Source organism: Hymenobacter coalescens, assembly GCF_054783195.1.
On the sequence record NZ_BAAGRA010000019.1, the window covers coordinates 136775 to 161623 of the forward strand.

Annotated in this window: 30 protein-coding genes; 19 read left to right on the forward strand and 11 right to left on the reverse strand. The window is 65.0% G+C overall.

From position 1 onward, the window contains the following. Positions 1–86 precede the first annotated feature (86 nt). The 11 genes from ACYVKQ_RS17030 (at position 87) to ACYVKQ_RS17080 (ending at position 8059) form a co-directional block, all read left to right on the forward strand. Positions 87–995: an LEA type 2 family protein gene (locus ACYVKQ_RS17030; protein ID WP_460676552.1), complete on the forward strand. Its 909-nt coding sequence runs from the start codon at positions 87–89 to the stop codon at positions 993–995. A 57-nt stretch (positions 996–1052) separates the two neighbouring features. Next, positions 1053–1433, forward strand: a complete 381-nt coding sequence (locus ACYVKQ_RS17035; protein WP_460676553.1) for a RidA family protein — start codon at positions 1053–1055, stop codon at positions 1431–1433. A gap of 9 nt (positions 1434–1442) precedes the next feature. Next, positions 1443–1607: a DUF5522 domain-containing protein gene (locus ACYVKQ_RS17040; RefSeq protein ID WP_460676554.1), complete on the forward strand. Its 165-nt coding sequence runs from the start codon at positions 1443–1445 to the stop codon at positions 1605–1607. Between the two features lie 106 nt (positions 1608–1713). Continuing rightward, entirely contained in the window at positions 1714–1953 is a 240-nt protein-coding gene (rpmB, locus tag ACYVKQ_RS17045) for a 50S ribosomal protein L28 (protein WP_138076465.1), read from the forward strand. Between the two features lie 206 nt (positions 1954–2159). Beyond that, a complete protein-coding gene (locus ACYVKQ_RS17050; protein WP_460676555.1) occupies positions 2160–3806 on the forward strand; it encodes an aminopeptidase P family protein in 1647 nt (548 codons plus the stop codon). 156 nt (positions 3807–3962) lie between these two features. After that, positions 3963–4145 (forward strand): 50S ribosomal protein L33, encoded by a 183-nt coding sequence (gene rpmG, locus ACYVKQ_RS17055; protein ID WP_059068866.1) that lies wholly within the window; start codon positions 3963–3965, stop codon positions 4143–4145. 8 nt (positions 4146–4153) lie between these two features. Continuing rightward, on the forward strand, positions 4154–4315 hold the full coding sequence (locus ACYVKQ_RS17060; protein ID WP_460676556.1) for a DUF4295 domain-containing protein: 162 nt from the start codon (positions 4154–4156) through the stop codon (positions 4313–4315). Between the two features lie 262 nt (positions 4316–4577). Beyond that, entirely contained in the window at positions 4578–5552 is a 975-nt protein-coding gene (gene ftsY, locus ACYVKQ_RS17065) for a signal recognition particle-docking protein FtsY (RefSeq protein ID WP_460676557.1), read from the forward strand. A 398-nt stretch (positions 5553–5950) separates the two neighbouring features. Then, on the forward strand, positions 5951–6226 hold the full coding sequence (locus ACYVKQ_RS17070) for a hypothetical protein (protein WP_460676558.1): 276 nt from the start codon (positions 5951–5953) through the stop codon (positions 6224–6226). Between the two features lie 203 nt (positions 6227–6429). Beyond that, a complete protein-coding gene (locus tag ACYVKQ_RS17075) occupies positions 6430–7575 on the forward strand; it encodes an acyltransferase family protein (RefSeq protein ID WP_460676559.1) in 1146 nt (381 codons plus the stop codon). 157 nt (positions 7576–7732) lie between these two features. Further along, positions 7733–8059, forward strand: coding sequence for a DMT family transporter (locus ACYVKQ_RS17080; RefSeq protein WP_460676560.1), 327 nt, complete (start codon positions 7733–7735; stop codon positions 8057–8059). On the opposite strand, the gene ACYVKQ_RS17085 is transcribed toward ACYVKQ_RS17080, so the two are convergent. Then, complete coding sequence (locus ACYVKQ_RS17085) at positions 8056–8637, reverse strand: Crp/Fnr family transcriptional regulator (protein WP_460676561.1); 582 nt, start codon at positions 8635–8637, stop codon at positions 8056–8058. The genes ACYVKQ_RS17080 and ACYVKQ_RS17085 overlap by 4 nt on opposite strands. Positions 8638–8744: 107 nt before the next feature. Here ACYVKQ_RS17085 and ACYVKQ_RS17090 point away from each other — a divergent pair, with 107 nt between their 5' ends. Beyond that, positions 8745–9278, forward strand: a complete 534-nt coding sequence (locus ACYVKQ_RS17090) for a GNAT family N-acetyltransferase (protein WP_460676562.1) — start codon at positions 8745–8747, stop codon at positions 9276–9278. A gap of 164 nt (positions 9279–9442) precedes the next feature. Beyond that, positions 9443–10756, forward strand: coding sequence for a 30S ribosomal protein S12 methylthiotransferase RimO (rimO, locus tag ACYVKQ_RS17095; RefSeq protein WP_460676563.1), 1314 nt, complete (start codon positions 9443–9445; stop codon positions 10754–10756). A 222-nt stretch (positions 10757–10978) separates the two neighbouring features. Here the strand turns inward: rimO and ACYVKQ_RS17100 are convergent, their stop codons facing one another. Then, positions 10979–11182, reverse strand: coding sequence for a hypothetical protein (locus ACYVKQ_RS17100; protein ID WP_460676564.1), 204 nt, complete (start codon positions 11180–11182; stop codon positions 10979–10981). A gap of 159 nt (positions 11183–11341) precedes the next feature. Between ACYVKQ_RS17100 and bshC the strand changes: the two genes are divergently transcribed. From bshC to ACYVKQ_RS17120, 4 genes are all read left to right on the forward strand, one after another. Further along, positions 11342–12922 (forward strand): bacillithiol biosynthesis cysteine-adding enzyme BshC, encoded by a 1581-nt coding sequence (bshC, locus tag ACYVKQ_RS17105; protein ID WP_460676565.1) that lies wholly within the window; start codon positions 11342–11344, stop codon positions 12920–12922. A gap of 57 nt (positions 12923–12979) precedes the next feature. After that, positions 12980–13939 carry a hypothetical protein gene (locus tag ACYVKQ_RS17110; protein ID WP_460676566.1) on the forward strand — a complete coding sequence of 320 codons (960 nt, stop codon included), beginning with the start codon at positions 12980–12982 and terminating at the stop codon, positions 13937–13939. Further along, a complete protein-coding gene (locus ACYVKQ_RS17115) occupies positions 13936–14520 on the forward strand; it encodes a 5-formyltetrahydrofolate cyclo-ligase (protein ID WP_460676567.1) in 585 nt (194 codons plus the stop codon). Before ACYVKQ_RS17110 ends, ACYVKQ_RS17115 begins: the two co-directional genes overlap by 4 nt. A gap of 68 nt (positions 14521–14588) precedes the next feature. Then, positions 14589–15098: an ExbD/TolR family protein gene (locus ACYVKQ_RS17120; protein WP_460676568.1), complete on the forward strand. Its 510-nt coding sequence runs from the start codon at positions 14589–14591 to the stop codon at positions 15096–15098. Between the two features lie 76 nt (positions 15099–15174). On the opposite strand, the gene ACYVKQ_RS17125 is transcribed toward ACYVKQ_RS17120, so the two are convergent. The 4 genes from ACYVKQ_RS17125 to mnmC2 all read right to left on the reverse strand — a co-directional run bounded on the left by ACYVKQ_RS17125 (position 15175) and on the right by mnmC2 (position 18354). Next, positions 15175–15747 carry a GDYXXLXY domain-containing protein gene (locus tag ACYVKQ_RS17125; RefSeq protein WP_460676569.1) on the reverse strand — a complete coding sequence of 191 codons (573 nt, stop codon included), beginning with the start codon at positions 15745–15747 and terminating at the stop codon, positions 15175–15177. Beyond that, positions 15744–16970 carry a DUF2157 domain-containing protein gene (locus ACYVKQ_RS17130; RefSeq protein WP_460676570.1) on the reverse strand — a complete coding sequence of 409 codons (1227 nt, stop codon included), beginning with the start codon at positions 16968–16970 and terminating at the stop codon, positions 15744–15746. The genes ACYVKQ_RS17125 and ACYVKQ_RS17130 overlap by 4 nt, the downstream gene beginning before the upstream one ends. Positions 16971–17032: 62 nt before the next feature. Continuing rightward, positions 17033–17581, reverse strand: coding sequence for a hypothetical protein (locus tag ACYVKQ_RS17135; RefSeq protein WP_460676571.1), 549 nt, complete (start codon positions 17579–17581; stop codon positions 17033–17035). Positions 17582–17673: 92 nt separating this feature from the next. Next, positions 17674–18354, reverse strand: a complete 681-nt coding sequence (mnmC2, locus tag ACYVKQ_RS17140) for a tRNA (5-methylaminomethyl-2-thiouridine)(34)-methyltransferase MnmC2 (protein ID WP_460676572.1) — start codon at positions 18352–18354, stop codon at positions 17674–17676. Between the two features lie 196 nt (positions 18355–18550). On the opposite strand from mnmC2, the gene ACYVKQ_RS17145 reads away from it, so the two are divergent. Continuing rightward, entirely contained in the window at positions 18551–18979 is a 429-nt protein-coding gene (locus tag ACYVKQ_RS17145) for a thioesterase family protein (protein WP_460676573.1), read from the forward strand. A 76-nt stretch (positions 18980–19055) separates the two neighbouring features. After that, complete coding sequence (rlmN, locus tag ACYVKQ_RS17150; protein WP_460676574.1) at positions 19056–20123, forward strand: dual-specificity RNA methyltransferase RlmN; 1068 nt, start codon at positions 19056–19058, stop codon at positions 20121–20123. 108 nt (positions 20124–20231) lie between these two features. Here the strand turns inward: rlmN and ACYVKQ_RS17155 are convergent, their stop codons facing one another. The 5 genes from ACYVKQ_RS17155 to ACYVKQ_RS17175 form a co-directional block, all read right to left on the reverse strand. Continuing rightward, positions 20232–20933 carry a hypothetical protein gene (locus ACYVKQ_RS17155; RefSeq protein WP_460676575.1) on the reverse strand — a complete coding sequence of 234 codons (702 nt, stop codon included), beginning with the start codon at positions 20931–20933 and terminating at the stop codon, positions 20232–20234. A gap of 44 nt (positions 20934–20977) precedes the next feature. Then, the gene (locus tag ACYVKQ_RS17160) at positions 20978–21646 is read right to left on the reverse strand and encodes a spondin domain-containing protein (RefSeq protein WP_460676576.1); all 669 of its coding nucleotides are present in this window, start codon (positions 21644–21646) and stop codon (positions 20978–20980) included. A gap of 65 nt (positions 21647–21711) precedes the next feature. Then, entirely contained in the window at positions 21712–22890 is a 1179-nt protein-coding gene (locus ACYVKQ_RS17165) for a hypothetical protein (RefSeq protein ID WP_460676577.1), read from the reverse strand. Between the two features lie 70 nt (positions 22891–22960). Continuing rightward, on the reverse strand, positions 22961–23938 hold the full coding sequence (locus ACYVKQ_RS17170) for a YihY/virulence factor BrkB family protein (protein ID WP_460676578.1): 978 nt from the start codon (positions 23936–23938) through the stop codon (positions 22961–22963). Positions 23939–24013: 75 nt separating this feature from the next. Then, a complete protein-coding gene (locus tag ACYVKQ_RS17175; RefSeq protein WP_460676579.1) occupies positions 24014–24739 on the reverse strand; it encodes a DUF3891 family protein in 726 nt (241 codons plus the stop codon). Positions 24740–24849: the final 110 nt, after the last annotated feature.

A 24849-nucleotide genomic window follows, 5' to 3' on the forward strand; every position in this document is an offset into this window, starting at 1 on the left:
GCCGTGAACAAGTCCGGAACGGGGCGCTGCCGGGCCGCGCCGGACGCCCTCTCCCATAGCCGATCCTGCTATCCTTTCTTCCGATCATGGCTAACCAGTCATTTTTCGGGCGGCATCCCGTGCTCGGCCTGCTGCTCGGCTTGCTTATCGCATTGATTGCCGGTGGCTTCATCGGTTACCGGGCCACCGACAACGGCAAGGATCTGCTGCCCACCCTGGAAAATGCCCGCATGAACGTCGGCAACATCACGGCCGACTCGCTCAAGGCGCAGGTGCAGGTGCGCCTGCGCAACCATGCGCCCGTCGGGCTGCGCATCGACAGCTTCAGCTACGTCACCCGCATCGACGGGGAACGGATGGCCCAGGGCCGGCAGAACGAGCCTACGGTGGTGAAGCGCCGCGGCAGCAGCCAGATCGAGCTGCCTGTCAGCGTCGACATGAGCCAGCTCAAACGCAAAATCAGGGAGATTCAGCAGGACTGCGTGGAGGTGCAGATGGCCCTGCAGCTGTACACCCGCCTGCCGCTGGTGGGGGTGGAGAAGATTCCGGTGCGCGTGTCCAAAAAGGTGTACGTGCCGAAAATGCCTAGAATCGAAGTGGCCGACCTGGACGTAACCGATCTGGGCCTCAGGCACGGCGAGGCCACCGTGAAGCTGCGCGTGACCAACCACAACCCCTTTCCGGTGACCATCCGCAGCGTGAGGTACAGCTTCCGCATCGGCGGCGACGACATGGAAGTGCGGGGCCTCGAAACCAAAGACGTGACCTTTCGCAAGCGCGGCACCGAAATCATGCCCATTCACGTCAGCTTTCAGCCCAAGGCCAGGCCCAAGGTGGCCTTCAAAGCCTTGTTCAAGGCCGAAAAAACGCCCTACGACCTGGAGGGCGTAGCCGTGGTGGCCGCCGGGCAGCATAATCCCCGCGACACGCGCCTGAACTTCAACAGCGCAGGCTCGCTGCAGGAGCTCAAGAACATTCCGCGTGAGGGCGAGTAACGGAGCCCGGCTGCGCACCTACCTTTGCGGGGCAACCCACCTTACGCTGCCCCTCGCATGGAAATCCTCCACCACCCCGATGCCCCCGCCGCCGTCGGGCCTTACTCCCAGGCCATCGTCAGCGGCGGGCTCGTGTTCTGCTCGGGCCAGACGCCGCTGAACCCGGCTACCATGCTCATCGAAGCCCGCACCATCGAGGAACAGACGCGGCAGGCGCTGCAGAATCTGGCCACGGTGCTGTCGGCCCAGGGCCTGGGGCTCAGCGACATCGTCAAGACCACGGTGTTCCTGAAAAACTTCGCCGATTTTCAGCGCATGAACGCCGTGTACGCCGAGGTATTCGGCGCGCACCGCCCGGCCCGCACGACCGTAGAAGTGTCGCGGCTGCCGCTGGAGGCCCTGGTCGAAATTGAATGTATTGCCGCGCTGCGGGGTTAAGGGGCCCAGATGAAAGCCAAGCCCCAGCCGCTGCAGCCCGGCGACTTTTACTACACCCCCGAAGGCTATATGGTCTTCACCGAGCAGTACCACCGGCGCCGCGGTACCTGCTGCGGCAGCGGCTGCCGGCATTGCCCGTGGCAGGCCCAGAAGGCCGTCAAGGCCCGGCGCTGAGCGGGTCTAACGCACTATTTTTCAGGGTTAGTTTGACTAATCCAGACTTTTGCCGATATTTGCGTCCCTTTTTCTAGCATCGTCACTCCTAAGTACACACATAGCCATGGCCCGAGTTTGTGATCTGACCGGCAAGCGCACGCGCGTTGGTAACAACGTGTCGCACGCCAACAACAAAACCAAGCGCAAGTTCTACCCGAACCTGCAGAAGAAGCGCTTCTACATCCCCGAAGAGGATGCTTGGGTAACCCTGCGCGTGGCCACGTCCACCATCCGCACGATCAACAAGAACGGCATCATGGCCGTGCTGAAGAAAGCCAAGCAGGAAGGCTACGTAGTTTACTAGGTAGTACCGCTTTCGGTATCGGGCAGTCGACAGCTGGGCCTCGGGCCCGGCTGTCGACTGCTTTTTTGCGTTCGGGCCAGCCGAATTTGCGCGGAACTTGCGCGTAGCGGCGCAACGGTCTGCCCGAAACTTCTTCCTTTGCTATAGCCCGGCCCCTTAGGCCCTGCCGCGCCGGCTCGGCGCCGGGCTTCACCGCCTCTACCGTTATGCTGACCTTTACGTCGTGGCTCCGTCAGGGAGCCTTCGCGCTGCTCTGCCTGGGCGCGCTCGGGGCCGAACCCGCCCTGGCCCAGCGCGCCGCCGGCCCCGGCCGCCCGGCCGATTTCCTGGACCCGGCCTTTCACCGCGGCCGCCGCGAAGCCCTGCGCCAGCTGTTGCCCGCCGGCTCGGCGGCGGTGCTGTTTACGGCGCCCGTGCGCAACCGCGCCAACGACGTCAGCTACATCTTCCACCAGAACCCCGACCTCTACTACCTCACCGGCTACGACGAGCCGGACGGGGTACTGGTGCTCTTCAAGGAGCCGCAGACGCTGGGCGGCCAAAACGGCGTGACCGAGGCCCTGTTCGTGCAGGCCCGGGACCCGAAGCGCGAGCTGTGGACCGGCCGCCGGCTGGGTAAAGACGGCGCCCGGCAGGAACTCAACCTGCAGTACGTAGCCGAGGGCAAGGATTTCGCCACCGCCGGCATTGCCTGGGACAAGCTCAGCCAACTGCTGCTGCTGGACCTGCCCAGCGACGTGCGCGACGACGCCGACAACCCCGCCGACCTCTTCAGTCTCGTGGCCACCTTCCGGCAGCAGGCCAAGGTGCCGGTGGATTTCAACCCGCGCGTGGCCGAGGCGCACCAGCTGATTCAGCGCTACGGCCTGACCAACGTGGACAACCTGCGGCCTTACCTGACCAGCATGGTCAGCGCGCAGCCGCAGGTGGCCGCCGACGCCTACGTGCAGGCCTACCTGAAGGCCGACAACGACGCGGCCCGCCAGAAGGCCGTGGCTGCCCGCCCGGCCACCCGCTTCGACGCCTCCACGCTGGGCGAGGCGCTGGACCAGCTGCGCGAGGTGAAGACGCCCGAGGAAATCAAGCTGCTGCGGCAGGCCGTGCGCATCAGCACCGTGGGCCAGCAGGAGGTGATGAAAGCCCTGCGCCCCGACATGGGCGAGATGGAAGTGCAGGGCCTGCACGAGTACGTGTACAAAAAGTACGGAGCCGAGTTCGAGGGCTACCCCAGCATCGTGGGGGCCGGCAACAACGCCTGCGTGCTCCATTACGAAACCAACGACAAGCCCCGCATCGGCACCGACCTGATTCTGATGGACTGCGGTGCCGAGTACCACGGCTACACCGCCGACGTGACGCGCACGGCCCCGCCCTCGGGCAAGTTCAACCCCGAGCAGCGGCAGATCTATGAGCTGGTGCTGGCCGCGCAGGACGCCGCCTTTCAGGCCTGCAAGCCCGGCGTGGAGTTCCGCGCCCCGCACAACGCGGCCGAGAAAGTCATTGCCGACGGCCTGAAAAAGCTCGGCATCATCAAGGCCGACGACGAGGTGCGCCGCTACTTCCCGCACGGCACCTCGCACTACCTCGGCCTCGACGTGCACGACCGGGGGCGCTACGGGCCCCTGGTGGCCGGCAACGTGATTACCGTGGAGCCGGGCATCTACATTCCCGAGGGCAGCCCCTGCGACAAAAAGTGGTGGAACATCGGCGTGCGCATCGAGGATGACCTGCTGATAACGCCCGGCGGCTACGATAATCTGTCGAAAGACGCGCCGCGCACGGTGGCCGAAATAGAGGCGATGATGGCCAAGCCCAGCGCCCTGGATGACTTTAAGCTGCCGACGCTGAAATAGCAGGGTCGACAGGTGTCAGCTGCGGGTTGTTTATCTGCCTGGACGTTTGCTCCGGCAACTTTCAACTAACAACTGACAACTAACTGTTTGACTTTTCAAAAACTACCCGTATCTTTGCAGTCCTAAAATCGAATCCCACGCCCTGACCGTACCACGATGGCCAAGAAAGGAAACCGGGTGCAGGTAATCCTGGAGTGCACCGAGCACAAGAACTCGGGCCAGCCGGGCACCTCGCGCTACATCACGACGAAAAACCGGAAGAATACCCCGGAGCGTATCGAGTTGAAGAAGTACAACTCGGTACTCAAGAAAATGACCGTCCACAAGGAAATCAAGTAAGCTGAGTCATGGCTAAGAAAGTAGTAGCTACCCTGAAAACCTCGGGCGGCAAGGACTGGGCTAAGGTTATCCGTGCCGTCCGCTCGCCCAAAACCGGTGCTTACACCTTCAAGGAGGAAATGGTGCCCGTGGACAAAGTGCAGGAGTTCATCGCTTCCGGCACCAAATAAGGCCTTTTCGGGTGCGTACGGTCGAACGGCTGTGCCAACGCCCATCCGGTTCCCTATGGGGCAACCGTTGCGCGCCCGTCAGTTAAGTGAAGAAGTCCCGCCTTTCCGTGGGACTTTTTTGCGTTGTGGAAGGGCGTACTCCTGAAGCCGTTGAACGACGGGCAGAGCCGCCTCCTTGGGCGGCTCAAGCGTAGGTGCAGACCGGCTCTTCTCATCATCGTTCAACGATGAGGCGTATGCAAGCGCCTCTACAATAAACCCCATGGGACTTTTCGATTTCTTTAAGAAGGACAAGGAAAACAAGGAGCAGCGTGAGTCGCTGGACAAAGGGCTGGAAAAAACCAAAACCAACTTCTTTGACCAGCTCAGCAAAGCCGTAGTCGGCAAGAGCACCGTCGACGAGGAGGTGCTGGACGAGCTGGAAACGGTGCTGGTGCACGCAGACGTGGGCATCGACACGACGGTGAAAGTCATCGACCGCATCGAGAAGCGGGTGGCCCGTGACAAGTACGTGGGCACTTCGGAGCTGGACCGCATCCTGCGCGAGGAAATTGCCGAGCTGCTGCAAAAGAACGACTCCGGCTCCACGGCCGTGCTCGAGCAGGCCGGCAACAACGGGCATCCCTTCGTCATTATGGTCGTGGGTGTCAACGGCGTAGGCAAGACCACGACGATTGGCAAGCTGGCCCACCGCTTCCACTCGGCCGGCAAGAAAGTGGTGCTCGGCGCGGCCGATACTTTCCGCGCCGCAGCCGTCGACCAGCTGATCATCTGGGGGCAGCGCGTGGGCGTGCCCGTCATTTCGCACGGCATGAACACCGATCCGGCCTCCGTGGCTTACGACGCCGTGCAGAAGGGCGTGGAAATGCAGGCCGACGTGGTCATCATCGACACGGCCGGGCGCCTGCACAACAAGGTGAACCTGATGAACGAGCTGAGCAAGATCAAGCGCGTGATGCAGAAGGTGATTCCCGACGCGCCGCACGAGGTGCTGCTGGTGCTCGACGGCAGCACCGGGCAGAACGCCTTCCTGCAGGCCAAGGAATTCACCAAGGCCACCGAAGTATCGGCCCTGGCCATTACCAAGCTCGACGGCACGGCCAAAGGCGGGGTGGTCATCGGCATTTCCGATCAGCTGAACGTGCCGGTGCGCTACATCGGCGTCGGCGAGAAAATGACCGACCTGCAGCTGTTTGACCGCCGCACGTTCGTCGACTCGCTGTTTTCGAAAAAATAAGGGCGGCCCGCCGTCCTGCTCCGCCAAAGCGCTCCCGGCCCCGCGCCGGGGGCGCTTTGGCGTTACATTGGCCCGACGCATCTTCCGTTGACTCCCATGTTTCGACCCCTGCTTCACGGCGTCAACCCAGCGCCGCCCTCCGGCATCCGCGAGGTATTGTTTGGCGACCTGCCCCTGGCCGAGTGGCTACGCTCCGACTACGACCTGGGAGCCGTTGAGCGGTGGACGTGGTTTGTGGCGGCCCGGCAGGCCCTGCTGCAAAACGACCCGGCGGCGGCTGAGCACGCCCTGCGCCGGGTGCTGACCGCCGGGGGGGGCTGGAGTCGCGGCAGTACCTGCAGGCTTGGCAGGCGCTGCGGGAGCTGGGGCACCGGCCACCGCCGGCCGAAGCCAAGCGTGTGCTGGGCGTGGTGGTGGAAGTGGGCATGGAACAAGGGTTCGACCTGGTGGCGGCTTATGCCGATGGCACCGCCCGCTACTACAACTACAGCGGCGCTGGCGTGGTGTGGGAGCGGCCCGACGATTCGTTGGCCGCCCCGGTGCAGGCACTGCTGGCGGCCGGAGAGCGGGTGGTTGGCCAGATTGGCCCCTGGGAGCAGCCCCGGCCTGCTGCCCCGCCCCAGGGCTCAGCCCGCATCAACATGCTGACGCCTGCGGGCCTGCATTTCGGCTAGGCATCGTTTGCGGCACTGTGGCAGGACGCGCTGGGCGGCCCGGTGCTGGCCGCGGCGCAAGAGCTGATGCAGGCGCTGATTGCCAAGGCGCAACCGGCACGTTAAGGCGCGGAGGAACTGGCGGACGGCACCCGGCTCCGCGCGCCGAATGATAATCTGCCAAACTAGACAACCGACGCGCCGGCCGGCGCATCTATCGGGTTATGCAGATTGTCTACCAAGCCCCCGCCCCGCCGCCGGTGCAGCCCGAGCGCCTCGACCCGTTTCTGAGCCAGAAGCTGCGGTTCTGGTCGCTGGTGGCCATGGTGCTGCTGGTGTACGTGCACGCGTACAATCTGCACTCCCGCTACCTGCAGCCCTGGACACCGGTCGATGAACCGCTGTCGGCAGCCACTTTCCTGCAGTACTTTCTGGCCAACGGGCTGCTGCGGTTCCGCATCCCCATTCTGTTCGCCATTTCCGGCTACCTCTTCGCCCACTACGACGTGGGTACCCCGCACGGGCAGCGAGTGAAGCGGCGGCTGCGCACCCTGCTGCTGCCTTACCTACTCTGGAGCCTGATTGGGTTGGCCTTCACCTGGGCGCTGGAGCAGCACCCGTACACCCGGCAGCTGGTGCAGCAGGCGTCGCTGAGCGTTTTTGGGCCCGACAACGCCTTCGTTAGCGGGTACTCGCCGGGGCAACTGCTGCTGCGCTGGTTGCTGCTGCCGGTGCCGTTTCAGCTGTGGTTTCTGCGCACGTTGCTGGTGTACAACCTGGCTTACCCGGCCCTGCGCTGGGTGCTGGACCGCACCCCGGCGGTGTACTTTGCCGTAGCCGCATTGCTCTGGCTGACGGAGTTCAACGTGCTATTCTTGGAAGGCACCGGCCTGCTGTTCTTCGCGCTGGGCATCTGGCTGCGCCGCCGCCGGGCGGAGGTGCTGCTGCGGCCGCGCTGGTTTTGGCTGGGGCCGCTGGCATTGCTGTGGCTGGGCATGGTGGCGCTCAAAACCTGGCTGGCCTTTTATTTCGACCAGCCGCCGTTTGTGCCCATGCTGCTGCTGCACAAAGCGGCCGAGCTGCTGGGCGTGGGCGTGATGTGGTTTGGCTCCAACGCCGTGGTGCGCGCCGCCATGCGCCGGCGCTGGTTTGTGTGGCTGACGGGCTTTTCGTTTATCGTCTACGCCCTGCACGTGCCCTTGGTCAACTACGCCACCGAAGCTGTGCTGGGTAACTGGCCGCAGCAGCAACTGCTCACGTTTTTGCTGCTGCCGCTGGTGGTGGTGGCTCTGGCGGTGCTGCTCGGGGCAGCGCTGCGCCGCGTGGTACCAGGTGTGTACGGCGTGCTGACGGGCGGCCGCGGGCTCTAGCATCCGCTTATAGCCGGTGTGTTGCAGGGCTCAAAGCCGTTAGGCGTCTGTTTGGGTAGTTGAGAACTGCTTTTACCAGCTCAGTTCGATTTTAACATCGGTAAAAAGAAACGCGGGGCGGGGGCCGGACCTTTGCGCCACACGTTTCGTTTTTGCCATGCATTGGGTGTTTTTGATATTGGCCGGCTTGGCCGAAGTTGCATTTGCGTTCTGCCTGGGCAAGGCCAAGCTGGCCGCCGGCGCCGAATCGGTGGGGTGGTACTCTGCCTTCGCGGGCTGCGCGGCCCTGAGCTTTTACCTGCTCAACCTCAGCCTGACGCAGATACCGCTGGGCACCGCCTACGCGGTCTGGACGGGCATCGGCGCGGTAGGCACCGCCGCCCTGGGCGTCCTCGCGTTCGGCGACCCGCTGACCGGCCCGCGCCTGTTCTTCCTCGTTACGCTGATCGGCTCCGTGCTCGGGCTGAAGGCGGTGTCGTCCTAGAGGCGCGGCGTTTTTTTCAGCTGAGCCCGCACGCGGCTCAGCGTGACCTGGGTGATGCCCAGGTACGACGCAATGTGCCCCAGCGCCACGCGCTGCAGCAGCTGCGGGTTCTGGCGCAGCAGGTCGGCGTAGCGCTCAGCGGCCGTGCGAAACTGCCGGGCAATGAGCTGCTGCTCGGTTTGCAACCACACGCGCTCCACCATTACCCGGCCCCAGTTGGCCAGGTGCACGTCCGTTTGGTAGAGCTGCTGCAGCGCCCGCATGTTGAGCCGAAACAGCCCGCTGTCTTCCAGCAGCTCAATGGTTTCGTAGCTCACGGCCTGCTCGGTGTAGCCGCGGATGGAAACCAGCACCGCGCCTTCGTCGGAAAACCAAAAGGTGACTTCCCGCTCCTGCTGCCGGGCATACGCCCGCGCGAGGCCGCGCTGCAGCACGTAGATGTGGTGCGCGAGCTGATCGTCGCGGAACAGCAAGGTTCCTTTCGGCAGCTCCACGTATTCAGCCAACGCCAGGACCTTCGCCAGCGAGGCGGGCGGCAAGGGGTAGATGGTTTGCAGAATCTCGGATAGCGTCATCATGCGCAGGTGGGGCGAAGGCCCGATGAATGGCCGCAGCCCCGAAGGTCAGCAGCGGCGCCGGCAATTCCGCCGCGCGGCCTCCTCACAACCTACTACCCAACAAACCCATGAACCAGTTTACCATCCGCCGGGCTACCGTGCACGACGTAGCCGCGCTGCAGCAGATCGGCCGGCAGACATTTTTCGAAACCTTCGCGGCCGGCAATTCCGCGCAGAACATGCAGGCGTATCTGGCGGAAGGCTTTGCCCGCGACAAGCTGGCGGCGGAGCTGCAGAATCCGGATTCGGCCTTTTACTTCGCGGAGCAGGAAGGCCGCGTCATCGGCTACCTGAAAGTAAACACCGGCACGGCGCAAACCGAAGCGCAGGCGGCCCCCGCCCTGGAAATTGAGCGGATTTACGTGCTGCAGGCCTTTCACGGGCAGCAGGTGGGGCAACGGCTGCACGACCAGGCTCTGGAGCTGGCCGCGCAGGCCCGGGCCGAGTACGTGTGGCTGGGCGTGTGGGAAGAAAACCCGCGCGCCATCCGCTTCTACCAGAAAAATGGCTTCGTGGCGTTCGGCCAGCACGTGTTCCGGCTCGGCGACGACGCGCAGACCGACATCCTGATGAAGCGGCCCTTGCCGGTGGAGCGTCCTTAATTGGAAGGAACGTTCGCAGTAGGAAAAGGCGTTGGCGTCTGCGTACCTTTGCCCTCCCATTTTTGCCCTCGGCAAAAAGCGGGCAATTTGTTCAGAACTAGGTGCTTCCCGAGCCGGTGCACCGCCTAACGATACGCGAGCTACACGCTCGCGCCCTCTGCAGAATGAAAGTAAAAGGCAATCGGGCCAACAAGGTCAACGTCATCACCCTGGGCTGCTCCAAAAACCTGGTGGACTCGGAAGTGCTGATGGGCCAGCTGCGCGGCAACGGCTACGACGTGACGCACGAATCGACCAAAGACGAGTCGGGCATCGTCATCATCAACACCTGCGGCTTCATCGACAACGCCAAGCAGGAAAGCATCGACACCATCCTGCAGTACGCCGACGCCAAGGAAGCCGGCAAGGTGGACAAGGTGTACGTGACCGGCTGCCTCTCGCAGCGCTACAAGGACCAGCTGGAAGTGGAAATTCCGCAGGTGGATGCCTACTTCGGCACCCTGGAGCTGCCCCAGCTGCTCAAGACCCTGAACGCCGACTACAAGCACGAGCTGGTGGGCGAGCGGCTGCTGACCACGCCCAAGCACTACGCCTACTTCAAAATTGCCGAGGGCTGCAACCGTCCCTGCTCGTTTTGCGCCATCCCGCTGATGCGCGGCAAGCACGTGGACAAGACCATGGACGACCTGGTGACCGAGGCCACCAAGCTGGCGCGCCTGGGCACCAAGGAGCTGATTCTCATCGCGCAGGACCTGACCTACTACGGCCTGGAGAAATACGGCGAACGAAAGCTGGCCGAGCTGGTGCGCCGCATTTCCGACGTAAGCGGCATCGACTGGATCCGCCTGCAGTACGCCTACCCCTCGCAGTTCCCGATGGAAGTGCTGGACGTGATGCAGGAGCGCGAAAACGTGTGCAAGTACCTCGACATGCCCCTGCAGCACATTTCGGACAACATGCTCAAGACCATGCGCCGCGGCATCTCGAAGCGCCGCACGGTGGAGCTGGTCGATCAGATCCGGCAGCGCATGCCCGATATTGCCCTGCGCACCACCCTCATTGCCGGCCACCCCGGCGAAACCGAGCAGGACTTCCAGGAGCTGTACGACTTCGTGGAGAAGACCAAGTTTGAGCGCCTGGGCATCTTTACCTACTCGCACGAGGAAAACACCCACGCCTACACCCTGGAGGACAACGTGCCCGCCGAAGTCAAGCAGGAGCGCGCCGACGCCATCATGGAGCTGCAGCAGGGCATTTCGATGGAGCTCAACGAGGCCAAAGTGGGCCAGACCTACAAGGTGCTCTTCGACCGCAAGGAAAGCGGCTACTGGGTGGGCCGCACCCAGTACGACTCGCCCGAAGTCGACAACGAAGTGCTGGTGCCCGCCACCGAGCAGTACGTGCGCCTCGGCGACTTTGCCCAGGTAAAAATCACCGACGCCTCGGACTTCGACCTCTACGGCGAGGTGGTGAAGTAGGAAACAGGAGAAAAGAACGTTATCCGGCCAAGGGAGGAACATGGTGCCGACCCGGCACCGCCGATCGAGTAAAAGCTCTTTCGGTCGGATATAACGCTTCGGATAAAACAGCGCAGCCACTGCCGTTTCGGGTAGTGGCTGCGCTGTTTCGTGGGGGCGGGGTCCGAGCAAGGTTCTGCGCAAGCACCGGACGACGCGTTGGGCTCAGCTCGGTAGGGTTTCCTAGTGCGAGAGGTTGCGGCGGTGCACGCCGCTGGTCCAGTATTGCCACATGCCGATGAAGGGCAGATACGCCACGGCCTGGAACCAGCGTCGCCGCTCCCAGCGGCCGGGAAATTCGCCGCTGCGGATGTGCCAGAGCGTGTAGAGCCACGGCAGCAGCACGATGGCCGCTAGCCAGACCCAGGAGAGGGTGAATAGGTGCATAACTGGGTGGAAAAGAGGTGGTGGGGCGGCTTAGCAATATAACGAATCGCAGCTGCATTTGCATGACGCAAGCGGGGAAAGAAAGTTGCCGGTGAACATTCGGCGCCGGGCGCGGTTTTTTCGCGAACGTTGCAGCCTGCAACGTCCCCCGTCTGCCCCATGCCAGTGCACTGTCTGCCCTACGCCGCCACCGGCGCGTTCAGCTCGTTTCTGACCGATTACCTGAACCAGGAACCGCGCCTCCAGCCGTTCTACCACCGCTTTCCGACGCTGGCGGCCTTTGCGGAGCAGATAGAGGAGAAGCGGGCGCAGTACCCGGCCGCTACGCGCGAGCTGCTGCACCAGGCCCTGCAACGCCAGTACGAGGCCCTGCCCGAAGTTCACCCGGCCGTGCAGGCCAACCTGGCCCTGCTGGAAAAGAGCACCACCTTCACCGTCACCACCGGCCACCAGCTCAACGTACTGACCGGGCCGCTGTACTTCATCTACAAGATTGCGACGGTCATCAAGCTCTGCCGGCAGCTCAAGGCCGCATACCCGCAGTACGATTTCGTGCCGGTGTACTGGCTGGCCTCGGAAGACCACGACTTTGCCGAAATCAACCACCTGCACCTCTTCGGCAAGCGCCTGGAGTGGCAGGCCGAGCAAACGGGCGGGCCCGTCGGCCGCATGAAGCTCGACGGCCTGGCCGAGCAGGTACTCGAGCAGCTGCCCGCCGACGTGCCCGCCGCCTTCCGCGAAGCCTACGCCCAGAGCCACACCTTGGCGGAAGCCACCCGGCGCCTCGTGCACACCTTGTTCGGGGAGTACGGCGTGGTGAGCGTGGAGCCCGACGACGCGGAGCTGAAAACGGTGCTGGCGCCGGTGCTGGCCGAAGAATTGCGCGCCCAGCCCGCCTACCATGCCGTGCAAGCCGCCGACGAAGCCCTGGACGCCGCCGGCTACAAGCCGCAGGTGTATACGCGCCCGCTCAACCTCTTTTACCTCACCGATGCGGGCAAGCGGGAGCGGCTGGAGCTGGAAGATGGCCACGTGGTGGTGCGCAACGCCGATCTGCGCTGGAGCACCGAGGAGGCCGTGACCCACGCCCAGGCCCGGCCCGAGTGCTTCAGCCCCAACGTAGTGCTGCGCCCCCTGTACCAGGAATTGCTGCTGCCCAACCTGTGCTACGTGGGCGGCGGTGCCGAAGTGGCCTACTGGCTGCAGCTGCGGGGCGTGTTTGAGCACTACCAGGTGCCCATGCCGCTGGTGCTGCTGCGCAATTCGGCCCTGTACGTGGGCCGCACCCACCTGGGCAAGCTGCGCAAGCTGGGCCTCTCGACCGACGATTTGTTCCGCCCGCTGCCCGAGCTGAAAAAGCAGGTGGCCGCGCTGGTGGGGCAGGAGGAGGTAAGCTTGGCCGCGCAGCAGCAGCAGTTGGCCGACGCCTTCGCGGCCGTGTCGGCCCTGGCCCAGCGCCTCGACCCGACGCTGGTGAAGACCGTGGCGGCCGAGCAGCAGAAGGTGACGGGCATCGTGGCCGGGCTGGAAAAGCGCCTGAGCAAGGCCGCCGAAACCAAGCACGAGACGGTGTACAACCAGCTGAGCGGCCTGAAGGAGAAGCTGTTTCCGGCCGGTGGCCTGCAGGAGCGCCACGACAACGTGCTCAGCATCGTGGTCAACAACCCCGGCTTCGTCGCGCTGCTCGTGGATGCGTTCGACCCGCTGGCGCTGCAGTTCACCGTCATCGAAGAAGAGTAAAGGACCGGGCCGATTCGTGTACTTTCGGGACCGGTGGTTTCCTGACTCAATTCGCGGATGCGCTCTTTTCTATCTTCTTTGTTTGCGGGCAGCCGCGGCCGTGAGCCGGAGCGGGACCTTTCCTTTGGCCTGCTCAGCTGCCACGGCATCCCGGCCCTGGTACGCGCCCGGCACTGGGAGCAGGTGGCGGCCGTGGCGGCCACCCTTACGAGCGACGAGCTTTCCCGCCTGCTTGATGGGCTGTGCCTGACCGAGCAGTACAGCCAGGAGCTATACCAGCTGCGCGCGGACGCCCCGACGGAGTTTGGGCAGTTGGTACTGGGGGCCTGGCACCTCTACGGCGCCTGGCAGGCCCGCACCGGCAAGTGGGGCAAAGACCTGACCCAAGCCGAGGTCAGTGGCTTTGTGCATTACCTGCAGCTGGCGCACGAGCAGCTCAGCGGTCCATTTCCCACGCCCGCCTACCGCTGCGAGGCCCGCGCCCGCCTGGTGCGGGTAGAAATGGGCTTCAGCGACGCCGACGCGGCAGTGGAGTCCTTTCACGAAAGCGTTGCCCTGGATCCGGGCAAGTTCTGGGCCCATCACCACCTCTTCAAAGTAGCCTCGCCCAAGTGGCTCGGCAGTCAGCCCGAGCTGCTGGGCTACATCGAATCCGTGGCGGAGCCGCAGGTGCAGTACGCGCTGTGGCTGATGTACTTGGTCGAGATGTACAGCGACGCCGACACCGAAGACGAGGCGACGGCCCAGAGCCGCTGGTACGCCGCGCACCGAGAGCTGCTGCAGCGGGTGCTGGCCCAGCCGCCGCTGCCCGTCGACAACTCATTGGTCGCGGTGTACGCCAACAACTACCTCGCCTGCCTCTACCACCTGCTGGGCGAACGTGCCCGCCGCGACGCGCTGCTGGAGCAGCTGGCGCCGCGGTTTACGCCCTACCCCTGGGCTTACCTGGGCATCGAATCGGAGCGCGACGAGGTCATGCACCGCCTTCGCGGCTCCGCCGCCCTGCCCCGGCCATGACCAAAGCCGAACTGCGCCAGCAGATGCTGGCCCGGCGCCGGGCGCTGCCACCGGCCGAGCTGGCCCGGCGCAGCGCGCAGGTGGCCGCGCAGCTGTTTGCCGGCTTCGACGTGGGGAGTTGGCGCACCGTCCACGTCTTTTTGCCCATACAGCGGCGGCAGGAGCTGGACACCTGGCCCCTGATCCGGCGGCTGTGGGCCGAGTGGCCGGCCGTGCGCGTGGTCGTGCCCGTGGTGCAGGCCGACGGCCTGCTGACGCACCAACGGCTCACGCCCGAAACGCCGCTGCATGCAAGCGCCTGGGGCATCCCGGAGCCGGTGGCCGCCCCGGTGGTGGCGCCGGCCGACATCGACGCCGTGCTGCTGCCGCTGCTGGCTTTCGACGAGCAGGGGCAGCGCGTGGGCTACGGCAAGGGCTTTTACGACCGGTTTCTGCTCGATTGCCCGCACGCCCGGCGCATCGGACTGAGCCTGGAGCCGCCCGTGACGCGCATCACCGACGTGTGGCCCGGCGACGTGCCGCTGCACGCCTGCGTGACGCCGGAGCGGGTGTGGCATTTTGCGGCGGATAACCAGGCTTAGTGGGCAATACCGGTCAGGTCGGAACCGTTGGGAAAGGTGTCGTTCACGCTTTCGAACCCTCATCCCCCATGGCCGAAATCCAAGCCGCCGCCCAGCCCCGGGGCACCAAGCCCCGCGCCAAAAAGCACGCGTTTCGCCTCGACATGACGCCCATGGTCGATTTGGCGTTTCTGCTGCTGACCTTTTTCATGCTCACCACCACTTTCGCCCGGCCCAACGTGATGCAGCTGACCATGCCCGACAGCCACGGGGAACCGACGTCCGTTGGGCAAAAGAACGCCTTGACCTTGCTGCTGGACAAAAACCAGCAGGTGCACTATTTCTTCGGGCAGAATGCCCCCAACGCCCGGCCCGAACTGCACACCACCAACTTTGGCGCGGAAGGACTGCGGCGGGTGCTGCTGGAGCAGCGGCAGCGCAACCCCAGAATCACGGTGCTGATCAAAACTACCCCGGCCGCGACTTACGGCGACATGGTGGACGCGCTGGACGAAATGACCATCACCGGCCAGAAAAAGTACGCTGTGGTGGACACCGACGCGCAAGATCTGGCTTTGTTGACTGAAACCGCACGCTAAGGGCGGGCGGATTGTAAGCAACACTCTCTCAGCGCAGCCGGGATACCGAGCCGCCGGCGTCGGGTCGGTGGGTGCTTCAGGGCCCGGTGGGACTCGCGGCGGCTTTTTCCACCTGCGTAATGCGCGCCTGGCCCCACGGGGCTATGCTGACCTGCACCCGCAGCGGGCCACGTCGGGCCCGGCGCTCCAGCTGCAGGGCGGTGCCTTCGGGCACGTAATAGCGTTCCAGTCCGTAGCGCACCTGCAGGCCCTGGCGCCAGGCGTTGGCAATCCAGCCGCGCAGCACGGCGTGGCCGGCGGGCGTGGAGGCCGGCGCGGCGGGGTACACCGCCACGGCCTCGTAGTGGCCGGCCGCGGTGGGGCGCAGCTCCACGTACACCGGCTGACGCCGCCGGGGCGGTTCCTCGCCCCGCCACAAGCGGCGCGGCAACTGGCTGATGTCGTAGTTCAGCGACACGTACTCGCCGCGCAGCAGGGCACGCGGGTCGACGGGAGACGTGCGCAGGGTGACGGACTGCCCGTAGCGACTGACGGCGTAGCCCGCCGCCGCTACCAGCAGCACAAACAGCACCTGAGCGGCCACTGCCAGCCGCACCCAGCGGGGGCGCCGCTCGGGGGCGGGCGAGAAAAGCAGGGGCGCAGTCGTCATGGCCGGGGGGCGGTGGGCTGATCGGTGGTGGGCAGGTTGCGGGCCTGCCGGCGCAGGTACCAGCTCAGGCCGAGCAGCAAGAGCCCGCCGAGCAGGAAAAACAGCGACTTATCCATAAAGCCCCACGTCAGCTTGAAGTAAGCCACCATGGTGGTCAGCACGAAGAGCACCGTGCCGAGGTTGACGCGGTCGGCGGCCTGCTCGCGGAAGCCGCGGTACAGCACCGAGCCGGAGTAGGCATACAGCACTACCAGCGCGGCCACGGCTAAGGGGAGCCCGCCGGGGAAGTAATAGCCCGGCAGCAAGAGAAGCCAGTCGGCCGCGCTGCTGAGGCGGCCGCGGGCGCGCTTACCGGCCACCGAAATCAGCAGCACCAGCAGCAGCGCGCCCAGGAAACCAATCCACTGGGGCCGCAGCCGGTCGGTGTAGCTGCCCGCTTCGCCGAACATGGCCAGCCCGAGCATGAACAGAAACGCGGCTACCAGCGGCGGGGCCTGCCAGGCGCGGGCCGCGGGCCGGTGCGGCTGCCAGTCGCCGAGGGCGTAGATGAGCATGGCGGGCACGAAAAACCAGGTGATTTTCAGGTGCAGGTGGCTGATCAGCAAGGCCACCTGCCACAGCAGCCCGGTGGCCAGCACGGCCCCGCAGAAGCCGTCGGGGCGGCGCCACCAGTAGTAGCCCAGCCCGCCGGCCAGCAGCCCCGCCGTGGCGTAGCTGTAAGTGCTCAGGCTGCCCACGGTGTAGCCCTGCGCCAGCACCCCGATGCCCACGGTGAGCAGCAGCAGCGAGCGGCTTTGGTAGAGGTAGGTCAGTCCCACGCCGGCTACCACCCAGGCCACCAGGCCCGTCATGTCGTAGCCAATGAGCTGGTAGAGCTGGCTGGTAAGCACGATGCTGGCTCCGAACAGCAGCAGCCCCAGCCCGACCAGCCCGATGCCCAGCCCGCGGTGCCCGCGGGCCAGAAAATGCTCCCCGGCCGCGTACGCGCCCACCAAGGCCCCGATGAGCAGGCCCAGACGCACAGCTTCTGGCAAGTCCTGCCAGTTGGCGGCCACCACGCTCAGGGCGCTCAGCCCCACCAGCAAGGAGCCCAGCAGCGGCAGCAGCCCGATGGCGCGCGGCTGCTCGGGGTACAGCGCCTGCAACTGCCGCAGCTGCTCGGGGCTGATAATGCCCCGCTCGACCCAACCCGGGCCTTCGGTTTCGAGGAATTGTTGACTCATGATGCGGTTTCAACTTACGGCTAAAACCACGTTTGCGTGACGCCGGTCCGGCTACGGCCGAGCTACAGGTCCTCTGGCAGGCGCGTGTTGCGGCCGGCGTTGAAGGCTTTGCGGCCCTGGCGCCGCTGCCGGGATTGTTCCGAGGCCTGCCAGCGGCTGCGCCGGTCCGAGTCGAAGTGCAGGCGGCTTTCGGCCAGCCAGGTGTTCTGGCGCACCATCAGGCCATTAAATGGGCAATCGGGGTAGCCGCAGTCGTGGCGGCCGTAGGTGCCCAGGTTGCGGTGCCGGATGCGCTTGTCCGCCAGCAGCCGCTGCTGATTTCGCCGCAGCTCCTCCCACGCGGCCTGCTCGTCGGCCACGGTTAAGCCTTGGCCTAGGGCCTGCAGGCGTAGGTACGTACGCGGGTCTTTCAGCTGCAGAAACTCGAAAAACTTCGGAAATACCTCGATGGCTGCGTCCCGTAGGCGCAGGCGCTGGGTGGCGTCCAGCTTCTCGTTTTCAAGCAGGCTGCGGAATAGGCCCAGGGAGTTGAAGTCCGAGTAGTGGTGGTAGTTGGCCAGCAGGTGCCGGTACTGCAATTCGGTAAGCTGGTCGAGGCGGCCAATTTTCATCCAGATGCTTAGGCGTACAAGAACACGGGCGCCGCCTCCGCCCGCGGAAACGACGCCCAGGGTACTGATGCGGGCTTGATTTGCCGGCGCGGCTACCGCTTCCAGGCCCGCGTCATTTCGCGCTTGCCCGCCGGGCCGGGCAAGGATTCCACCTGCCAGCCGGCGGCTTTCAGGCTGCGCTTGAACGAGCCCTTGGCGCAGTAGCTGACCAGGCAGCCGCCCGAGGTAGTGGCCGCGTACAGCTGCTCAAACACCTCGTCGGTCCACATTTCCGGCTGCTTTTCCGGCGCGAAGGCATCGAAATAGATAACCTGGTAGGTGTCCTCGGCCAGGGGCAGGTCCTGCAGAGCCCCCGGAATCTTCAGCAGGGCAAACTGCGTCGTCAGGGCTTCGGGCGTGTTCCAGGAGGCTTCGTGCAGCAGCTCGTAGCACTCCAGCAGCTCCGGATTGAGAATGTAGCGCTCGGCACCGAGCTTGCGGATGGTGGCGGCCGACAGCGGGTGCTTCTCGATGGTGTCGTAGAAAATGGGGGCCGTGGAGCTGAGGCTGCGCTGCAGGGTGAGCAGTGCGTTCAGGCCCGTGCCAAAGCCGATTTCCAGTACCCACACGGGGGCCGGACCGGTGGCCTTAGCCAGGGCGGGTTCCAGGCCGGCTTGCAGGTACACGTGCAGGGCTTCCTGCACGGCGCCGTGCGTAGAATGATAATGCTCGTCGAGGGCCGGCACGTAGAGGGTGCTGGAGCCATCGGCGGTAGGGCGTACTTCTACAATCATGGGGAACGGTGAAGAAGAAGGGGGGAACGGAACGTCCTTGCGGCCGGTACGGGGAAGGTAAGATACAGCAAATTAAACCGCCACCAATTCGGCATGCCGATATTTGCGCCGCCGGCGTTTCGTGGGTTTCAACCGCTCAACCGCCCTTAATCGTACGGGCCGGCCGGCAAGTTTCAGTACCGCTCATTTTTTTGCTATGGCCCGCCTCAAAGTTGCCCTGCCCGCCGCGTTTTCCGTCGTCACGGAGCTGCCCGTGCGCATCACCGACCTGAACTACGGGGCCCACCTCGGCAACGACGCGCTGGTGAGCCTGCTGCACGAGGCGCGCGTACGGTTTCTGGCCCAGATGCAGCTACCCGAGTTTGACCCCGTCACCCGGCAGGGCCTGATCATGGCCGACCTCGCGGTGGAGTACAAGGGCGAAGGGTTTTACGGCGACGTGCTGCGCGTGCAGATGGCCGCCACCGACCTGCACAAGTATGGCTTCGACGTGGTGTACCACGTGCACACTACCGCCGGCCGCGAGGTGGCCCGCGCCAAAACCGGCATGCTCTGCTTCGACTATACCACCCGCAAACTGCGGGGACTGCCCGCCGAAGCGGCCGCGCGGCTCGCCGCCGGGTAGTAGGCCCGCCTGCCCGGCCGTAAAAGCCTGCGCCCGAGCGGGAACCTAAGCCGCTGTTTGGTTGTACCTTTGTGCTATGATTACGCTGCCCATTGTCACCAAGCGGGATATCCGCAAACTCACCCTCGACGAGCTCAAGACCTTTCTGGTGGAGCACGGCGAAAAGCCCTTCCGTGCCAAGCAGGTGATGGAGTGGCTCTGGCGCAACGTGGCCCACTCCTTTGCCGAGATGAACAACCTCTCGCTGGCCACCCGCGAGCTGCTCGACGCGCACTTCAGCATCAACGCGGTGCAGGTGCACACCTCGCAGCAGAGCAAGGACGGCACCATCAAGTCGGCCTTCCGCCTGCACGACGGCCATATCGTGGAGGGCGTGCTCATTCCGAAGGACGACCGGATGACGGCCTGCGTGTCGTCGCAGGTGGGCTGCTCGCTCACGTGTAAGTTTTGCGCCACCGGCTACATGGAGCGCAAGCGCAACCTCGACGCGGCCGAAATCTTCGACCAGGTGGCCATCATTGCCCGCCAGGCCGAGGAAAACTTCGGCAAGCCGCTCACCAACATCGTGTACATGGGCATGGGCGAGCCGCTGCTCAACTACCAGAACGTGGTGAAAAGCGTGGAGCGCATCACCGACAACAAGGAGGGCCTGGGCATGGCCGCGCGCCGCCTGACCATCAGCACCGCCGGCATTGCCAAGATGATCAAGAAGCTGGCCGACGACGGGGTGAAGGCCAACCTGGCCCTGAGCCTGCACGCGCCCACCGACGAGAAGCGCAACACCATCATGCCCATCAACGAGTCGAACTCGCTGCCGGTGCTGAAGGAGGCGCTGCAGTACTACCACCAGCTCACCGAGCGCATGGTCACGTACGAGTACATCGTGTTCGACAACATCAACGACGGCATCGAGGACGCGAAGGCGCTGCTGGAAATCACCAAGTGGATTCCCTGCAAGGTCAACCTGATCGAGTACAACCCCATCAGCAACGCCGCTTACCTGAACGCCGACGAAGACCGCCTCATCCCCTTCATGAAGTACCTGGCCGACCGCGGTGTGCAGGTAAACCTGCGCCGCTCGCGCGGCAAGGACATCGACGCGGCCTGCGGGCAGCTGGCGGTGAAGGAAAAGCAGCCGGCCTAAGCGCCGCCGCTCCCAACGACAACGGCCCGCCGTGCAAGTGCTGCACGGCGGGCCGTTGTCGTTCGGGGCTCACAGGTTTCGGGGCCGGGTTGATGTTGGGTTGTCGCCCTACTTGGAGACGCTGTCCAGCCCCAGCATCAACAGGTAGTTGGAGCATTGTTCGGCCATCATAAAGCCAATTTTCTTGCCGACCCGCTCCATCTCGGATTGCTTTTGAATCGACTTTAGCCCGTAGGTATTAGCGAGGTCCTCCATGTGCGCGAGTATGGCGCCCTGCATGGCCGTCGCGAAGGTGCTTTCACGTTCGGCCTTGGTCATCTTGTCCAGCGGATGCTCGGCGTTCTTCTTCTCCAGGCGCTGGCAGATATCAGTCGTGATAAGGCTCAGCACCGCTTTTTCGTTGTCGTTGACGACGGGCTTGTCCTTCACTTCCGCAATGCCCATGCGCATTACCAGGCCCTGCGCCGCCGAGCACTCCCGGGCCAGGCGCAGCACCATATCCCGGCCGAGGGCTTCGCTGGCGGCCTGGTTTTTCTTGCGCTCGGCAAACATCGGCGTGAGCATCTCCATATGCTCGCCCATGGTTTCGGTCATCAGTTGCGTCAGCAGCGCTTTGCTTTCGGCCCCCGAGAGGTCGGCCAAGGGGCGCTGCTCGCCCGCCTGAACGATTTTGGCGCAGAGCGCGGCCGACAGGATGCGCACCGCCCGGGTGTGGCCCGTTGCGGTGTCGCCGGCGGCTACCGGGGCAGCTGCCCAGCCGGTAGTAGCGGCAAACAGGCAAAGAAATACGAGGGAGTAGAATAGCTTCATCCCCGCAAGATAAGGCAGCGGCGGCAGAGTGGCGTGAGCCTGCCTTAGCGGATGCGTTCCAGGTGAAAGGTGCCCAGCGGCGCGGCCGTGCCGCCCGGCGCCAGCGGCCCGCTGCCGATGCGGTCGATGGGCTGCGCGGGCACGGTAGGCTGGTTGGGCGAGGTGAAGTCCGAGCCGCTGTCGGTGCCGGCGTCGTAGGCCTGGGCGGGCACGATGAGGTGGGCCTGCCACTGCCCGTCGTCGCCGAGCAGGCGCTGGGCGGATAGGGCCACAAACCAGTCGGGGCTGGGGGCCACCATGCTCACCAGCGACACGGCCGGGTGCTGCCCGTCAACACGAATGGTGTCTGCCACCCGGCCCGGCGAGTTGAAGGCTGTCGGGTTATCGAGCACGGCCAGGGCGGCGCCGGCGCGCTGCATGGCCAGCAGCTCGGTGCGCAGGGCGCCGTTGTGGCCCAGCTCGGCCATGTCGCGGATGCCCTGGCTAGCCAGCGTACCGGGCACGAACAGCCGCGCCTCGGGCGTGTGCGACAGGCCGATGAAGGGCGAAAAATGCGCGCCGGCGGGGTAGGCCTGCGGGTGCGAGGCCGCGCTCCACGTCGCCTCGAAGGTGACGCGGTAGGTGGCGGCGCCCGGGTCGGGCGTGGCCACGTCCTGGTCGGGGGAGCAGGCCGCCAGGCCGGCCAGCAAAGTCAACAGGACGCGGAGTTTCATAGTGGGCAGCGGCGGATTATTACCTAACGCAACGCCCGCCGGCGCGGATTGGTACGCGCCCGGCTTTATTTCGCCGCCGATTTGATGCGGCCGAAGCGAAGCGACACGTCGAGGTACAGCGGGTAGAGGTAGCCGAATAACACCTCGCTATCCACCGGCGCCAGGTAGCCGGAGGCGATGTTGAAGGTCACGCGCGGCCAGTGCAGGCGCACGCCGTACAGCCCGCCGAAGCCTACGTTGCTGAGCAGGTAGTTTTCCGACGCCAGCGACACGCGCCGGCTTACGCGCGTGGTGCCGCCAATCATCACCACCGGAGCCTGCCCGAAGCCGTCGGTGCCCGTCAGGCCGTAGCCCAGGCCCAGGGTCAGGTTGTGGTTGGCGCTGCCGTAGGTAGTCAGCCCGTACACCACGCCGGCGCCCAGGGCCCGGTCGTAGGAGCCTGCGCCGGGAATGCGGGCGTACAGGGCGCCGGCTCCGACGCTGAGCCGGGGCGTCACCGGAAAGCTCAGCTTGGGCGTGATGGACAGGGCCTGGTTGTGCAGGGGCAGGCCCGGAATGGCCGAGGCCAGCACCCCCACCGAAAAGTTGTCGGTGACGCCGTAATTGGCGCCCACCAGGAATATCCAGATGTCCTGCACGTAGCCTTCGCCGCGGCGCAGGTTGCGGGCCGTCGGGGCAAAAAACAGGCGGTGCCCGTTGCCCACGTACTCCCAGCGCGGGCGGCGGGCCGTATCTACCACCTCCATAGCCGTGATGGTGGCCAGGGGCGTCACCACGCGGCCCAGGTCGGGGGTGTCGAACTCCAGCTCCTGTGGGCGGCGGGCCCGCAGCACGCCCACGAAGGAGGTGCCCGAGCGCAACGTTACGCGGTACGTGCGGCCCACCGAATCGGCAGGGGAAGTGGGGCGCGCTCCGCCCACCGCCTCAGTGATGCGGCCGCGCACGGCTTCCAGCTCGGGAGGGCTGAAGGGCCGCAGGGCCGTGCGGCCGTCGCGCAGCAGCGTGTGCAGCGTTAAGGCGCTGTCGGGGCGCAGGGCGCGGTAAAAGCGGGCTTCCTGGAAGTTGTCGGCCGAATAGTAGGGAAACAGGCCGTACGCGGCCTTTTCGCGGCCGTCGATAACCGGGCCCACGGCCGGGTGGATGGTCAGCAGCCGCGCGGTATCGGTGGGCGCAACGGACTGGGCCCGTGCCGACAGCAGCGGGTAAAGGAGCAGCGGTAACAGCAGCCGGTAGGAATAGCGCATGGGGCGGGAAATGTGCCTCAAGCTAATTTTTTCCCGCCACAATCATACATGTTGCCGGAGGCGGGCCGGGTTAGCTGCGCCAGCGGCCCTCGGCGTGGGGCCGACCGGTCTTTTGTTCTTCCTCGCTTTCGCCTGGCGGCACCTCGCGCACCTCGATGCGCACGGCGTGGGCCTTGGGCTGCACGTGCGCGCCGTAGCAGTCGGCGTACTGCTGGGTGAGCTCGGCGCCGAAGAAGATAATCAGCGAGGAATAGTAGATCCAGACCAGCAGCACAATGATGGAGCCGGCCGCGCCGAAGGCCGAGCCCGGATTGGAAGTGCCGATGTAAAAAGTGAGCAGGTATTTGCCAGCCACAAACAGCCCCGCCGTTACCAGCGCACCCACCCACACGTCGCGCCAGCGGATGATGGCGTCGGGCAGGAAGCGGTAAATCAGCGCGAACAGCACCGTGGTGACGCCAAATGACAGCACAAAATCGACCAAGCGGATAAAGAACACGGCCAGGTCGGGCAGCAGCTTCTGCAGGTAATCGGTGAAAAAGCTGAGCGTGGCGCTGATGACGAAGGAAATCAGCAGCAGCAAGGCGATGCTCAGGATCAGCCCAAAGGACATGACCCGGTCGCGGATGAACTGCTGCACCGCGCCCACGTTGTTCGACGTTTTCACGCGTAGGTTCCAGATACTGTTGAGGCATTCCTGCAGCGTAACGAAAAACGTGGTGGCCGTGAAAATAAGCGTGCCAATGCCCAGCGCTGCCGAAATACCACCCTGCTGCTGCTGGTGAATGGAGGCAATGGAATCCTGGATGACCTTGGCCGAGTTGGCGCCCACCATGTCGTTGAGCTGCCCGAACAGGCGGCCCTGCACCGCCTCCTCGCCAAACAGCGCACCGGCCGTCACCACCACGATAAGCAGCAGCGGTGGCAGCGAGAGCACCGCGTTGTAGGACAATGCCGCGGCCAGACGCAGGGAGTTGTTCTCGTTGAATTGGGCAAACGTATTGCTCACCAACGACGGCAGGGAAGCAAAGCTGAACGAAGAAGCCATGGGTACGGGCCCGTGCGGGCAGGAATAGTTTCAGCGGTACTACGGGCAGCCGGCAAACGGTGTTGGCGTCGGGCTTCAGCGGCGCAGCGTCCACTGCAGGGTTTCGACGGGCGCGGCCTTGATGGCGGCGCTCAGCTCCTCGTCGTGGCGGAACTGCAGCTGGCGCACCGCCGCCGCTTCCACCGACACGGTAAACTCGGCCGCCGCGAAGGGCCAGGGGTTTACCTGCACCGCTTTGTCGGCGGCCTGGCGCACGTCGTAGCGGCGGCCGTCGGGGCCCTGGCTGATTTCCAGGGCCCGCTCCATTTCGGGCAGCTCGTGGCGGCACAAAATCAGGCTGAGCCGGTCGCACCACTGCAGCAGGGCGTAGGCGCGCTGGGCTTCGTCCTTTTTCAGCTTCAGCTCGCGCCGCCAGCGCTGCTGGCACTGGCGCTGCTCGTCGAGGAAGGCATCGAGGGGCTTACTTTGCCCACGCAGCTCCTCGTACAGAAAGCTCAGGTGCATGCTGGTGAGCAGGCTGCGCCAGCGTCCCTGAAAGCGCGCCTGCCGCATCACCTCGGCCGCCTGCTCCGGCGAAAATTCCTTGGTGGTAAAGTCGGCCGGAGCGCCGGCGGGCGTCAGGGCGTAGCGGCCGTCCCAGCGGCGCTGCCCGTCGTCGTGCTGGGCAGCGGCGGCCAGCAGGCCCACCCACCGGTCGAGGGGCAGAAAGGCGGGCCACTGGTGCAGCAGCTGGGCCGCGAGCAGGGCGTGCGCCTGCTGGTAGATGAGTTGCCAGCCGGCGGCGGTGTAATTGACAATCATGGGCGTATGCGGAGCGTGGTGCTTGCGATACGCACCGGCCGGCAGCCCGGATACGCGTGGCGCCACTACGTTTACCCCGGAGCGGGCGCCCCGTACTTGCCGGGCACCTA